This is a genomic window from Caldalkalibacillus uzonensis (assembly GCF_030814135.1).
Classification (GTDB): Bacteria; Bacillota; Bacilli; order Caldalkalibacillales; family Caldalkalibacillaceae; genus Caldalkalibacillus; species Caldalkalibacillus uzonensis.
The window spans coordinates 129,094-143,550 of sequence record NZ_JAUSUQ010000001.1; the positions used below are offsets into that span (position 1 = coordinate 129,094).

At 40.8% G+C, this 14,457-nt stretch carries 13 protein-coding genes and 1 pseudogene; 13 read left to right on the forward strand and 1 reads right to left on the reverse strand.

Annotated elements, in window-relative coordinates:
* The first annotated feature begins 212 nt into the window (after window positions 1-212).
* The 12 genes from J2S00_RS00645 to J2S00_RS00700 all read left to right on the forward strand — a co-directional run bounded on the left by J2S00_RS00645 (window position 213) and on the right by J2S00_RS00700 (window position 12,977).
* Window positions 213-1,223: a LacI family DNA-binding transcriptional regulator gene (locus tag J2S00_RS00645; RefSeq protein ID WP_307334402.1), complete on the forward strand. Its 1,011-nt coding sequence runs from the start codon at window positions 213-215 to the stop codon at window positions 1,221-1,223.
* Between the two features lie 20 nt (window positions 1,224-1,243).
* Window positions 1,244-2,422, forward strand: coding sequence for a thiolase family protein (locus J2S00_RS00650; protein ID WP_307334404.1), 1,179 nt, complete (start codon window positions 1,244-1,246; stop codon window positions 2,420-2,422).
* 56 nt (window positions 2,423-2,478) lie between these two features.
* Window positions 2,479-3,219, forward strand: a complete 741-nt coding sequence (fabG, locus tag J2S00_RS00655; RefSeq protein WP_307334405.1) for a 3-oxoacyl-ACP reductase FabG — start codon at window positions 2,479-2,481, stop codon at window positions 3,217-3,219.
* The gene (locus J2S00_RS00660; protein ID WP_307334408.1) at window positions 3,216-4,139 is read left to right on the forward strand and encodes a 3-hydroxyacyl-CoA dehydrogenase family protein; all 924 of its coding nucleotides are present in this window, start codon (window positions 3,216-3,218) and stop codon (window positions 4,137-4,139) included. The genes fabG and J2S00_RS00660 overlap by 4 nt, the downstream gene beginning before the upstream one ends.
* A 12-nt stretch (window positions 4,140-4,151) precedes the next feature.
* Window positions 4,152-5,789 carry an acyl CoA:acetate/3-ketoacid CoA transferase gene (locus tag J2S00_RS00665; protein WP_307334411.1) on the forward strand — a complete coding sequence of 546 codons (1,638 nt, stop codon included), beginning with the start codon at window positions 4,152-4,154 and terminating at the stop codon, window positions 5,787-5,789.
* Window positions 5,786-6,835, forward strand: coding sequence for a TRAP transporter substrate-binding protein (locus tag J2S00_RS00670; RefSeq protein WP_307334414.1), 1,050 nt, complete (start codon window positions 5,786-5,788; stop codon window positions 6,833-6,835). Before J2S00_RS00665 ends, J2S00_RS00670 begins: the two co-directional genes overlap by 4 nt.
* A gap of 78 nt (window positions 6,836-6,913) precedes the next feature.
* On the forward strand, window positions 6,914-7,411 hold the full coding sequence (locus J2S00_RS00675) for a TRAP transporter small permease (protein ID WP_307334417.1): 498 nt from the start codon (window positions 6,914-6,916) through the stop codon (window positions 7,409-7,411).
* On the forward strand, window positions 7,408-8,682 hold the full coding sequence (locus J2S00_RS00680) for a TRAP transporter large permease (protein ID WP_307334419.1): 1,275 nt from the start codon (window positions 7,408-7,410) through the stop codon (window positions 8,680-8,682). The genes J2S00_RS00675 and J2S00_RS00680 overlap by 4 nt, the downstream gene beginning before the upstream one ends.
* A 30-nt stretch (window positions 8,683-8,712) precedes the next feature.
* Window positions 8,713-10,284 carry a class I adenylate-forming enzyme family protein gene (locus tag J2S00_RS00685; protein ID WP_307334422.1) on the forward strand — a complete coding sequence of 524 codons (1,572 nt, stop codon included), beginning with the start codon at window positions 8,713-8,715 and terminating at the stop codon, window positions 10,282-10,284.
* Between the two features lie 290 nt (window positions 10,285-10,574).
* On the forward strand, window positions 10,575-11,291 hold the full coding sequence (locus J2S00_RS00690) for an ABC transporter ATP-binding protein (RefSeq protein WP_307334425.1): 717 nt from the start codon (window positions 10,575-10,577) through the stop codon (window positions 11,289-11,291).
* Window positions 11,288-12,526 (forward strand): ABC transporter permease, encoded by a 1,239-nt coding sequence (locus J2S00_RS00695; protein WP_307334427.1) that lies wholly within the window; start codon window positions 11,288-11,290, stop codon window positions 12,524-12,526. Before J2S00_RS00690 ends, J2S00_RS00695 begins: the two co-directional genes overlap by 4 nt.
* Before the next feature lie 49 nt (window positions 12,527-12,575).
* On the forward strand, window positions 12,576-12,977 hold the full coding sequence (locus J2S00_RS00700) for a DUF309 domain-containing protein (RefSeq protein WP_307334430.1): 402 nt from the start codon (window positions 12,576-12,578) through the stop codon (window positions 12,975-12,977).
* 166 nt (window positions 12,978-13,143) lie between these two features.
* Here J2S00_RS00700 and J2S00_RS00705 read toward each other — a convergent pair.
* Window positions 13,144-13,352 (reverse strand): annotated as a pseudogene (locus tag J2S00_RS00705) (YrzA family protein).
* Between the two features lie 126 nt (window positions 13,353-13,478).
* On the opposite strand from J2S00_RS00705, the gene spoVK reads away from it, so the two are divergent.
* On the forward strand, window positions 13,479-14,438 hold the full coding sequence (gene spoVK / locus J2S00_RS00710; RefSeq protein WP_370875815.1) for a stage V sporulation protein K: 960 nt from the start codon (window positions 13,479-13,481) through the stop codon (window positions 14,436-14,438).
* Window positions 14,439-14,457 lie beyond the last annotated feature (19 nt).

The following is a 14,457-nucleotide window of genomic DNA, read 5'->3' on the forward strand; positions in this document are numbered from 1 at the left end:
CATCTTTAGTTGACATAATCTTAAATTATGATGAATTTAACTAGAATTAATAAAATAATGTTAATACGATCAAAATAAATAAATTTTATAAACAAAACAAAAAATATTATTTTTCTCTAGACAAAGTATAGGAATATCGTTTATAATTCAGTTAAACGATTAGCTAATCGTTTAGCTAATCGTTTAACTGGAAAAGGAGTGTAAGATTGGGGATGGCAACGATAAAAGACGTAGCCAGAAAGGCTGGAGTATCAGTGGCAACTGTCTCTGCAGTTATCAATAAATCAAAATATGTAAGCGATGATTTAAAGCAACGGGTTCAACAAGCCATTGAAGACTTGGGATACCGTCCCAACAGAGTAGCTCGTTCTTTAAAAAGAAAAGAAAGCAATATCATAGGGATTACAGTGACAGAAATCACCAATCCGTTCTATCCGCTGATGTTAGAAGGGGTTGAGGACAACGCTATAAATGAGGGTTATAATGTGATGCTCTGTACTACTGGAGATGATGAAGAGAAAGAATACCTATTATTGGAGTCTATGATAGACCAGGGCGTAGACGGTGTTATTCTGGCTACAATTGATGATTTGAATTCCAAGGCTCTTAAACTGGTCCAAAAAGAAGGTATCCCACATGTTCTTATAAATCGTGCCCCCGAAAACTATACAGGTAGCCTTGTTTGTGTTGATAGTTATAAAGTTGGACAGATAGCTACTAAACATCTTCTACAACTCGGGCATACACAGATTGGCTTCATCGGTGGTAACCGTCAAAACAGCAAATCAAGGGAAAAAGGGTACCAAGCTATGTTAGCAAGTCATAACATTCCTGTCAATCCTTCCTGGATCATCGATGGAGAATATAGCATGGAGAAGACTTATGAAAAAATCACTAAGTTAATGCAAACTTCTCGCACAATTCCTACTGCTTTTTTTGCCGCCAGTGATTTAATGGCTTTTGGTGCAGCTAAAGCACTACTTGATAATGGTTATACAATCCCAGGTGATATTTCAATAGTCGGATCTGATAATATTGATTTTTCGGAGGACTTTAGAGTGCCATTAACTACTGTCGATGTCCAAAAATACGAGATCGGCAAACTGGGATGTGAACTTCTTCTCAACCATATTACCAGAAAAGAGGAGGTGAGCCACCAAAAAATTATTTTAGAACCTTCGTTAGTACTAAGGGAAAGTAGTGGAGCAGTCAGAAAAAAATAATGTTGGAAAGGGGAACAAAGATGAAGGATGTTGTTATTGCTGGGTACGCTAGAACACCTATCGGGACAATGGGGGGCAGCTTAAAGGATGTTCATGCTGCAGATTTAGGGGCCATTACAGTCAAAGAAGCACTTAAACGTTCGGAAATTGAAGCTGGATTAATAGATGAGGTTATTATCGGCTGTGTGGGGCAAATTGCTGAAAATGCTTTCATCGCGAGGATGGTTGCCCTAAAAGCTGGACTTCCTACCAGTAGTAACGCCTATGCGGTTAACCGCTTATGCGGATCGGGATTACAAGCAATTAACAGCGCTGTGCAGCTAATTCAGACCGGTCATGCTGACGTGGTGGTTGCTGGTGGGACGGAAAACATGGATCAATATCCATATTATATTCGCAAGGGGCGTTATGGCTATCGATTTGGTCATGATCAATTAGAGGACGGTTTGTTAACAGCTTTAACAGACCCATTTGGTCACTATGCCATGGGAGTTACAGCAGAAATTGTAGCCAAACGATTTGGTATCAGTAGAGAGGAGCAGGATCAATTTGCCTTTGAAAGTATTCAAAAAGCTATTCATGCCATAGACAATGGGTATTTCCAGGAACAGATCGTCCCTGTTGAAGTAAAAGGTCGCAAAGGCGATGTCACCATTTTCGATCAAGATGAACATCCTCGCCGAGGAACCAGTTTAGAAAAGCTGGCTAAACTTAAGCCCGCTTTTGAAAAAAACGGCACTGTAACAGCAGGTAATTCATCAGGTATCAATGATGGTGCAGCCGCATTGGTATTGATGTCCAGGGAAAAAGCAGAAGAACTTGGCATTAAACCTGTAGCTGTTGTTAGAGAACAAGCGGTGGCGGGGGTTGATCCAGAAATTATGGGTATTGGTCCTGCACCGGCTGTAAGAAAGGTACTTAGTAAAGCGGGTTTAACGTTAGATGATATTGATCTTGTCGAGCTTAATGAAGCATTTGCGGCCCAAGCCGTTGCAGTTATCAAAGATCTTGAGCTAGATCCAGATAAAGTAAATGTCAATGGCGGAGCCATTGCTTTAGGACATCCAATTGGAGCTACTGGTGCCATCATTACCATTAAGCTATTGGAAGAGTTAAAAAGACGTCAATTAAAGCAGGGCATTTGCACCATGTGTATTGGAGGCGGTCAGGGTATAGCAACAATATTCGAAATGGAATAATTTAACAGATTATATAGTCTGCAATAAGCAAAATACGCTAGAGGGGATGTGACTGGATGATAACGCTTAATGGCAAAGTAGCCATCGTAACAGGTGCTGCAAGGGGATTAGGAAAAGGTATTGCTGAAAAACTGGCAAGTCTGGGGGCCTATGTTGTTGTCAGTGATGTCAACAAGGAAGGAGCTCAAGACACTGTTACAGACATCAAACAAAATGGGGGGCGAGCAGAAGCTTTCTTATGCAATGTTGCTAATGTTGATGAGGCAAGGGAGCTCATTCATTCTACCGTACGCAAACATGGTCATCTAGATATTTTGATTAACAATGCCGGTATTAACAGAGATGCTATGTTACACAAGATGACACAAGATCAGTGGAGTGAAGTGATTGCGGTCAATTTAAACGGTGTTTTTAATACAATGCAGCCCGCCAGCGTCATCATGAGAGAACAAGAATATGGAAGGATTGTTAATATTTCTTCCGCCAGCTGGTTAGGCAATATTGGGCAAGCCAATTATGCTGCTGCTAAAGCCGGAGTAGTAGGCATAACAAAAACGGCTGCTCGAGAATTGGCCAAAAAAAATATTACTGTCAATGCTATTTGTCCGGGCTTCATTGACACAGATATGACAAGAGGAGTTCCAGAAAAAGTGTGGGAAATGATGATATCGAAGATCCCAATGGGCAGGGCAGGAAAACCGGAAGATGTAGCCAATTGCATTGCTTTTTTAGTTTCTGACCATGCATCTTACATCACCGGAGAAGTGATCAATGTAGGAGGAGGTATGGTTTTATGAGCCTTCAACTAGATAAAGTGAAGCACGGTAGAACGAGTGAATCCGGAATTAATCAAGTGTCAGTTATAGGAAGTGGGTTAATGGGATCCGGTATTGCTCAAGTTATTGCCGAGGCGGGATATCCTGTTCAGTTGATTGACATCAGTAGCGAACGTTTGCAATTGGCTCTAGACAACATAACAAATAATCTGGAGCGCAAACAGAAAAAAGGGAAATGCTCAAAAGAACATGCCGAGCAAACATTACAGCGAATAAACGGATCGGTGGTGCTTGATTCTGTTTGTCAAACAGAGTTGGTCATTGAAGCGGTCCCAGAGGAAATGAACATTAAAAAGGAAATCTTCAGAGAAGTGGACAGTAGAGTAGCTGAAAATACAATTATTGCCTCAAATACATCTGGACTGTCAATAGCTGCCTTGGGTTCTGTCACGAAGCAGCCTGAGAAAGTAATCGGGTTACACTTTTTCTATCCAGCGCCGGTCATGAAACTGGTTGAGGTGATTCCTTCCTTAATAACATCACAAGCCACCTATGAATCGTGTGTATCATTTATCTATTCCATTGGTAAAGAGCCTGTAAAATGTCCCGATTATCCAGGATTTCTTGTCAACCGAATCTTAATTCCAATGGTTAATGAGGCAATCTATTGTGTAATGGAAGGATCCTCACCAGAAGACATTGACAGGGCGATGACACTTGGAGCGAATCACAAAATGGGACCTATTACATTGGCCGATTTTGTCGGATTAGATGTGTTGCTAGCAACAATGGAAGGATTGTATGAAGGCTATAGTGACTCGAAGTACCGGCCATGTCCACTGTTAAAGAAGATGGTTGAATCAGGTAATTTAGGACGTAAAACCGGTCGTGGTTTCTATATTTATGAAAAGTCTGGAAAAATCATCAAGTCTGCTATCTAGGAGGAAAGTTACGTGTACGACAAACGATTACCACCAGAAAAGGTTGTTAGCCTCATAAAAAATAATATGACCCTTGCTTTGTGTGGATTTACTTTGATAGGTGCTTGTGAAACGTTTTTAAGAACATTAGAGAATCACTATTTAAGTCACGGAAATCCAAAAAATTTGACTTTGATCCATGCTGCGGGCCACAGTGATAAAGTAAATGGAATTGAACATTTGTCACATAAGGGTTTAGTAAAACGTATTATTGGTTCCCATTGGGGGCTTGCGCCCAGATGGGGAAAATTAATTCACAATAATGAAGTTGAAGCGCATTGTCTATCCCAAGGACAGTTGACCCACTTATTTAGGGCTATGGCAGCCGGTAAACCTGGAAATATTTCAAAAGTCGGTTTGGGCACATTTCTTGACCCCCGCATTGAAGGAGGACGAATCAACGACAAAGCCAAGGAGTCTGAAGCATTGATCGATATATTGACTATTGATGATGAAGAATATCTGTTCTATAAAGAAATACCGATTGATGTATGTGTTTTAAGAGGAACTACAGCAGATGAATTTGGAAATGTCACCATGGAGGACGAAGCATTAAAGCTAGAAGCTTTGTCTATTGCTCAAGCCACAAAACGATACGGAGGAACTGTCATCGTTGAAGTTAAACATTATGCGAAATATGGGACTTTGCATCCAAAACAAGTCGTCATTCCGGGGGTATTTGTTGATCATGTCATCATTGCCAAAGATCCTATTAACAATCACCGTCAGACTTCAAGCACATTTTTTGATCCCAGGTATTCCGGGGATTTACGGATTCCGGTCGACGTGATTAAACCGATACCCCTAAATGTCCGTAAGGTCATTGGGCGGAGGGCGGTTAAAGAGTTGCATCCTTGTGCTGTAGTTAATCTGGGAACCGGAATTCCGGGAGACACCATCGGCCCTGTTTCAAGTGAAGAAGGTATTCTAGATGACATTATTTTAACAGTAGAATCGGGAACAATTGGTGGTATTCCGATGGGAGGAACTGATTTTGGTATAACTATAAATGCAGATGCCATCATTGAACATGCATACCAGTTTGATTTTTATAATGGACGGGGGGTTGATATCACCTTTATGGGAGCAGCAGAGATTGACAGTCATGGCAATGTTAATGTGAGTAAATTCGGGACACGCACGGTAGGTTGTGGTGGATTTATTGACATCACCCAGAATGCAAAAAAAGTAGTTTTTTGCTCAACGTTTACCACTGGAGGACTGAAGGTGGATATACAAGGGGGAAAGCTGCATATTTTAAATGAAGGAAAGTTGAGAAAATTTGTTAATGATGTGGGTCACATTACATTTAGCGGTAAGGTAGGGCTGCAAAATGAACAAGAAGTAATTTATGTTACAGAACGGGCTGTATTTAAATTAACTCCTCAGGGGCTAATGTTAACAGAAGTTGCACCAGGCATCGATATAGAACAAGATATTCTAGCTCACATGGGGTTTACTCCTGTCATCTCTCCCGATCTAAAGAAAATGGATTATAGGATTTTTGAAGATGGAGCTATGGGGATTCGTGGTGAATTTTTGGAAGCGCTTAACAATAATAAAGAATTCGGTGTTTTATTTAAAAATGAAAAAGAGGAGGTCAAACAATGAGACGCTACTTTAGGAAAACTTATTTTCTAACCTTAATCCTCACATTAGCATTAATTATTACTGGGTGCGGAAGTGACAGTGTTTCAGAGCAGGGTAGTGAAAATGCTCAAACTACTAATGATAATGTTAATGAGACTACACGAGTCATTGATGTTAGTTTGCCACTTGGACCTGATTCCCACCATGCGGCGGGAATTCACAAATTTGGGGAAGAGTTAGAAAGATTAACTGATGGGCGTTTAACAATAAATCCTCATTATAACAATGCCTTAGGAGGAGAGAGGGAAGTCATTGAGGGAATGAGTATTAACACGATTGATGCAGGTATTTCTTCTACAGGACCTCTAGGTGGCTTTGTCAAGGAACTATTCCTTTTTGACCTACCTTATATATTTGAGAATGAGGAGCATGTATACGCTGTACTTGATGGAGAAATTGGGCGAGAGTTAGCAGCGCTTATTGAAGAGGAAGTGAATGTAAAAGTGTTGGGATGGATGGAAAACGGTTTCAGACATAACACCAACAGCGTTCGGCCGCTTAACCATCCAGATGATTTAAAAGGAATTAAGCACCGAACCCAAGAAAGCCAAGTCCAGGTTGATACTTGGACTGCTTTGGGAGCTGATGCAACACCTATGGCTTGGCCAGAAGTATATACAGCATTACAACAAGGAGTTATAGATAGTCAAGAAAACCCTATCCCGACAATCTATGATGTCCGATTTTACGAGGTTCAAGACTATCTGAACTTGACCCAGCATGTGTATTCGCCTGCACCACTTATGATGAGTAAAGAGTTGTTTGACTCCTTTTCACCAGAGGATCAGGAAGCCATATTGGAAGCTGCCGCTATTGCAACTCATTATCAAAGACAGGTGAGTACTGAGTTAACGAAAGAACTCATAAATGAACTCGAAGAGAAAGGTATGACAGTCACTAGACCAGACCTTGAGCCTTTCAGACAAGCTGTACAGCCAGTGATTGAAACATGGGCTCCAGAGGTAGGGGAAGAGATGATTGAAAAAGTTATTAACTACGAATATTAAGTATTTTTAAAAACCTAAGAGAATGGTAAATACCAACTACCATTCTCTTAGGCATAATCCTTCAGGAGGTGAGTTGATGTGGGATCAATTGCAAGATACTACATTAGGTGCATAGATCTAATTAATAAATTCACAGGTTGGTCATTAGCTGTCATGTTAGCTACTATGAGCATACTTATCTTTTGGCAGGTTTTTGCCCGATTTGTTGTGGGGAACTCATTAACGTTTTCTGAGGAACTGTCTCGGTTTCTAATGATTTGGATGACTTTGTTGGGTATGGCTTATGCTTATCGAAAAGGGATGTTAATTTCAGTAGATTTACTTCCAGATATAGTTAGTCACACGTTACGAAAATGGATTAAAATCGCTGTTTACATGTTGTCGTTCATCTTTGCTGTTGTTTTAGTTATTTTCGGTTGGGATATGGCACAAGCTGTATCCTCACAGACAGCACCAAGCACAAGAATTTCTATGTTCTGGCCAATGCTGGCCCTGCCTATAGGAGGCTTATTAATTTTTCTCAATTCTATCGTTTTAATAATAGAGGAATTATCAGGCGGGAGAGATAAGACATGATTACGCTTCTCTTTATAAGCTTACTCATTCTCATGGCTTTAAGTGTTCCTATTTCCATTTCTTTAGGTTTGGCTACGACCATTACAGTTTGGTTCGGAGACTTAACTTCCTTGAAGATTATTGTCCAACAGATGTTTAATTCGATCAATTCATTTCCCCTCATGGCCATACCTTTTTTTATTCTGGCCGGGTACTTGATGGAATCGGGAGGTATTTCTCAGCGTCTTGTTAACTTTGCCACTGCATTGGTCGGACATATCACAGGTGGTCTGGCCATGGTCGCGATCGTAACTTCCTTGTTTTTTGCAGCCATCTCAGGTTCAGGTGCTGCTACAACGGCGGCAATCGGAGCAATATTAATACCAGCGATGATTGCCAGAGGATACAGTCCCCAATTTGCCACTGCCAACCAAGCTGTCTCAGGTGCATTGGGTGTCATAATCCCCCCTAGCATTCCTCTTATTTTGTATGGGATTGCGGCTCAGCAATCAATAGGAGATATGTTTTTAGCTGGAATTATTCCAGGAATTCTTGTAGGTTGTTCGTTGATAATCACTGCTTATTTTATCTCCAAAAAAAGAGGTTACATTGGGGTTGAAAAAAGAAGTTTTAAAGATTTAATCCATGCTTTTCGCAAAGCTGTTTTATCTTTGTTTATGCCATTTCTTGTGTTGGGTGGTATCTATGGCGGTGTCTTTACCCCCACTGAAGCGGCAGTCATTGCGGTTGCCTATTCATTTATTGTGGGTTTTGTAATTTATCGTGAAATTAAGTTAAAAGACATATTTGATATTCTTAAGCGTGCGGCGGTAACAACATCTGTTGTGATGAGTATTATTGCAACTGCAGGCTTGTTTAGCTTTATATTAAACCGCCTTGGGGTTCCTTCACTAATCTCTGATGCTTTCTTAAGTACCACAACCAGTGTGGTTGCGTTTATCTTTTTAGTCAATATTCTTTTGTTGATTACTGGTATGTTCATAGAAGCTGCTGCGGCCATTTTAATCTTTGTTCCCATTCTGCTTCCTTTGGCCGTTAATCTAGGTCTTGACCCTGTCCATTTTGGCATTATTATGGTCGTTAACCTTGCCATGGGCATGTTTACTCCACCAGTAGGCATTAACTTATTTGTCGCTTCGCAAATATCGGGGATCAAGTTAGAAAGATTGACAAAAGCAATTATTCCTTTTGTCATCGTACTTTTTGTCAATCTTATAATCTTAAGTTTTGTACCTTTCCTATCAACATGGCTGCCGTCTCTTGGAGATTAGCAAATATGATAAAAGAAGGGGTGATGAATGATGAAAATGGACTTAGAAACTCATTTTGGCAGGAACGTTTATGTTTATCCTGAGAGACCTGGCAATATTGCTGATATGCTTTTTGAATCTGCTCAAAAATATCAAGATAAAGTGGCTCTAGTATCAAATGATCATCGATTAAGTTACGGCGACTTTTGGGTGAGATCTGAACATATTGCTGGAAACTTACAAAAGCAATACGGCATTTTTAAAGGAGACAGAATAGCTGTGTTGCTTGGAAATAGTATCGAGTTTGCTTTAATTGTGTTTGCCTGTGCTCGCTTGGGGGCTATACTGGTTCCTCTGAACACCAGATTACAAGAGAAGGAATTAAAGCACATGATTCTTAATTCTAAACCTAAAGCTATTTTTGTGGATGAGGAATTTGTGCCGAAAATGAATACTTTAAAAAATGAAGTCAATCAATTAAATGCTCACTATTTCTTAATAGGAAAAGAAACAAGTTCAGATTACTTGTCATTCAAGCAGTTAGAGCAGCAAAGTCAATTGGATACGGTCAGTGTTCATGAAGATGATCCCTTTTTCCTTATGTATACCTCTGGGACAACAGGCCTGCCTAAAGGGGCCCTGGGAACACATTTAGGCGTTATTCATAGTGTGCTTAGTTATGAGAATGTATTAAAAACAAATGCGCTCACAAAAACACTGATTGCTGTCCCTCTTTTCCATGTCACAGGATTAATAGGCCAACTTATACACATGGTTAGAGTAGGAGGGACCTCAGTTTTAATGAGAAGGTACAAAACAGATCCATTTCTGGAGTTGATTTCAAAAGAAAAAATTTCATTTTTATTTAATGTCCCCTCTATTTATATTATGATGATGTCTTCAGAGCAGTTCAGGCTTCATGAATATAGTTCAGTGACTTGTATTGCTTATGGCGGGGCGTCAATGCCTACAGAAGCAATATTCAAATTGAGAAAATACTTTCCCCATGCACATCTTCATAATTGTTACGGTGCAACAGAAACATCGTCACCAACCACGATAATGCCCCAGAAGTATGATGACAGTAAGTTAGCATCTGTGGGTAAACCGGTCCCAGGAGCTGAACTTAAAATTGTGAATGAAGATGGAGAGGAGCAACCATTAGGAGAAGAAGGAGAATTACTAATTAAGGGTCCAATGGTAATTGGGGGTTATTGGAAAAACAAGCAGGCCAACAAAGCAGCTTTTGTTGAGGGCTATTGGCGATCTGGGGACATGGCAAAAATTGATGAAGATGGCTTTGTCTATATTTTAGACCGGAAAAAAGACATGATTAACCGCGGTGGGGAAAAAGTGTACTCCATTGAAGTCGAAAATGTCCTTCATCAACATCCGGACATTTTGGAAGCGGCAGTCATTGGCATTCCTCATCCCATATATGGAGAAGTGGTAAAAGCATTTGTTGTCACTAATAATAAACTGCTTTCAGAAGATAATATAAAGGAGTTTGTGTCAGAAAAGTTGGCAGATTATAAGGTGCCGGCGAAAATAGAATTTCTTTCCCAACTGCCCAGAAATCCAGGTGGAAAAGTACTTAAGCATACTCTTAAAAATGCACAATAGAATGGGAATCAAGAATTACATGATTTATTCGCAATCAGATTTTTTATTATAAATAGAATAAAAAGTAACCCACCCTGTTGGAGGCTGAGGGTAGGTTACTTTAACACTTGCCCAAAGGCCACCGCACTTCTTGCGGGATAGTTGCCAGTTTGAGCATCGGTGCGGCAACACCGCTGCTCTTTTTTATTATATACTGGTAGTATAAAAACATGCTAATTTTTAGTGCTAAATTATAAAAGAGTGACGGTTGTATTGCAAATAATTTCAAGGTTATGGTAGGTGAAACGGAAATGAATCATGTATTATCTGTACACATTGATTATGCTGGATATTCTGATAAAGAACCGATTATAAAAGATATTCGTTTTTCCATAAAATCAGGCGAATGGGTGGGGCTGATTGGAGGAAATGGGGCAGGAAAAAGTACGACAATCAACACCGTGCTCGGTTTGCTTAAACACCACAAATCTGCCATTCATTTCGGGGGTCAAAACGGCCATTACGGTTATGTCGCTGAACAACCAATATTTTATGATGAATTAACACTGTGGGAACACATGAAGTTAGCTGCTGCTGCTTTTGAAATGAAAAAGGACACCTATGCAGAAAAGGCAGAGGAGCTGTTGCATGCGTTTAGAATGGCACACGTGAAGCACGAGCTGCCCCAACATTTTTCTAAAGGTATGCAGCAAAAGTTAATGCTTATCCTGGCTTTTCTGGTTGAGGCCGATGTGTATATTTTCGACGAGCCGTTTGTCGGATTGGATCCACAGGCAACTCAAACTTTGCTGGAATACATCGATAAAGCTTGTCAACGAGGGGCCGGTGTGTTAATGTCTACCCATATTCTGGATACCGCTGAAAAAGTATGCGATCGCTTTGTGCTGCTTGATCAAGGGCGGCTGATTGCACAGGGCACCTTAACTGACATACGTCAACAAGCAGGTCTTAGTCAAGGTTCTCTGTATGAGTGTTTTGATCGCTTGCAGGGTCGTGAGTGTGTATGACGGCCAAACAATTATATTTTAACCGGTTAAAATACGAGTGGAGTAGCGTCATTAAAGCTTGGAAAACGGCCATCGACTGGGTGGTCTGGCTGTACGTCATAATTCCCGTGTCCTTGGTGTTCGGACACCACTATTTAACTGTTTGGCATAAACAAGCTGTGTGGGCCGAGTCGATTCTTCCTCAATACATAGTTATTTTGTTGTTCATATTTACTTCAAAAGGCTTGGTTAGAACATTTGTCAAGGAAGCTGATCAGTTATTTTTGCTTCAACATAGCCACTGGTTGAGGGAGATTCGACTAAGAGGAATGCTTTACTCTTTGCTGGTTATTTTTTTACAAACCATGACAGTCATGCTTATTTTGGCCCCGTATTTGCTCCATTATCAGGGATTTTCGTCAGAACAGCTGATTATATTCGCTTTAGTCATTTTTTTGCTTAAACCTAATGCATTACTGGCCCAACAGCGTATCCCGTTAGAAGGCAAGTTCTGGCCGAACGCATTAAAGCGGATATCCATCCGATTGATCACTGTAAGCATTCTCGGTACCGCATTCTTTTTTCATGCTGTACCATGGTTCAATTTATGCTTGAGCGGTGTATTAAGTTCGATATTACTGTTCCAAATCTTCAGCAAACTGAACAGTTTCGCGATGTTTAGAGATGATGTCGCCAGAGAAATAAAACACAGCAATGGTAAAATATCCATCTTAGTTGGCATTGCTGAGCAGACGGGGTTAACTTATCTCAACCTCAAAAAAGAAAGACGCTTATTTAAAAAATTAAAATGGTTCCCTAAGTCTGGATTCCCAATCACAAAGATCAATCAAGTGAATATGCTGGTGGAGTTGTTCAGTAAAACAGTGTTAAGGAACGATGCTTATGTTATGATGTATATTCAATTGATGCTCATTTTGGGAGCGGCGATCATTTTGCTGCCATTTTGGTTAAAATGGGGATTATGGCTGTTGTCTTATATTTGTCTTGTTTACTTCATCAGCGTGGTTTGGAAAGAGATGATGAGGCATCCCTATTTGAAAACTTACCCGTGGAAAGAAAAAAATATCGCCAAGGCGTATCAAAAGACAGTATTATACTTTCTTACGCCAAGTTTTAGTTTGCTGGGCTTGCTCTTAGGTTCTTTGACCTTCCAATGGTTGGGAGCTGTATTGCTGACACTCATCAGTGTATTACTAGGTGTGTTGATGCATAGACGTCATGTTATAGTGAGATAGGGGTATTATTACTTAACACCATTGTTGAAATTAAAATGAGGGATACTAAATGGCCTACCATCATTTATACCTTTTATATCTGTACTATTTTAACATTAAAAGGGATTACTATGAGTGTCATGATGTCCTGGAGGAATTGTGGCTGGAGGAAGGATGTTATTCCTTCTATCAGGGTTTGATTCAAGTAGCCGTGGGTTTGTACCATTTTCGCTGGGATAACGTTGAGGGGGCCAAATTACTGTTTGAGGGCGGACTGAGTAAGCTAGAGTCCTATCCGGATTATCATTATGGGATTAACGTTAAAAAGCTTCGCCATGAAGTGAAACGTTACCTGCAAAAGTTAAATAATATAAAAGAGGATCCGTTTGAGTTTTATGATTTGACAATTGAGATTGTAGATGACGAACTGAAAGAGATGGTGGAAGGTATTCAGCGGGAGATGGAACAATAACATATCGCTTCAAGCTGGCCGGATTCCGTTACAACAGGGAAGCACTTACAGTCTCAGACTGAAAAAGGTGACCAAACAAGCCATTAAAGAAGAAGGGCTTGCCGAAGCGTACCGGCAAGCAGGATGGGAATTGCGGCATGTCCGTTTCACTCTGTAGCATTATCTCTTACTTTTTTGCTTTAAAATGAACCACAGCACTATACAAGGGCTGGCCAGTGCGCGGGTCAAAAGCCACTTGATGTTGGACAGAATGGACTTCCAACAGCAGTGCTTTGTTATTCTCAATTTGCTCGTCAATTTTTTCTCCAGTGTTTTTATGTCGGTTGCCTCAAAAAATTCCACTTTGTCCTCAATGCGTTCCAGCTTTAATTGCATACATCATCACCTCACCAAATCCCTATTATACCACATTACTTTACCATTCTAGTGTCTATGCCCTTGAGTCACCATTGTCTGGGCTCCTGCGTATGATACTATACATTGACACAGGAGAGGTGACCGATTGTGTCTAAGCCTGTAATTCGTCACGACGGAGGACATATCAATATAAAATTTATGCCAGCGTCCCAGCAGGTGCACCAATCACAAGCCGTCTATCAGCGCACGTCTGTCTCTGAGTCTCCAAAGCATATGGTTTTGGAACGGGCCATGAAACAGCTTGAGCGCTTGGTGGGCTTAGAGAATGTGAAAGACTTTATTTATGAAATTTACGCTTGGTTATATATCAGCCAAAAAAGAAAAGAGATGGGTTTAAAAACCACATCTCAGAGCTTGCATATGATTTTTAAAGGAAACCCAGGCACTGGAAAGACAACAGTGGCCAGGATTTTAAGCCAGATGTTCCAGGACATCGGGGTACTGAGTAAAGGACATCTTGTGGAGGTGGAGCGGGGAGATCTGGTTGGGGAATATATCGGTCATACGGCACAAAAAACACGGGAGACCGTTAAAAAGGCACTGGGGGGGATTTTGTTTATTGATGAAGCTTACTCATTAGCCAGGGGAGGAGACAAGGATTTCGGCAAAGAAGCCATAGACTGCCTGGTTAAGGCCATGGAGGACTACCGGGATCAGTTTATCCTCATTTTGGCCGGATACCCCCAGGAAATGGATTATTTCCTGTCTTCCAATCCAGGGCTGCCATCCCGTTTCCCAATTATGCTGGAGTTTAAAAACTATACCATTGTTGAACTGTTAGCCATTGCTGACATTATGGCCGAAGACCGGGAATACCGGTTGACGGCTCCGGCCAGGAAAAAGCTGCGTCTGATCCTGGAACAGCATATGCGGCTTAACCCTCATAATTTTAGCAACGCCCGTTTTGTACGCAATGTGATTGAGCGGGCTATCAGGGAACATGCTGTGCGGATGCTGTCTTCTGAGCCCCATACCCGTGAAGAGTTAATGACACTCTCTGCTGAAGATTTTATCCTGCAGGAAGACAATACTTACTTCAACTAGCAAAGACAGCCCAGTTTTG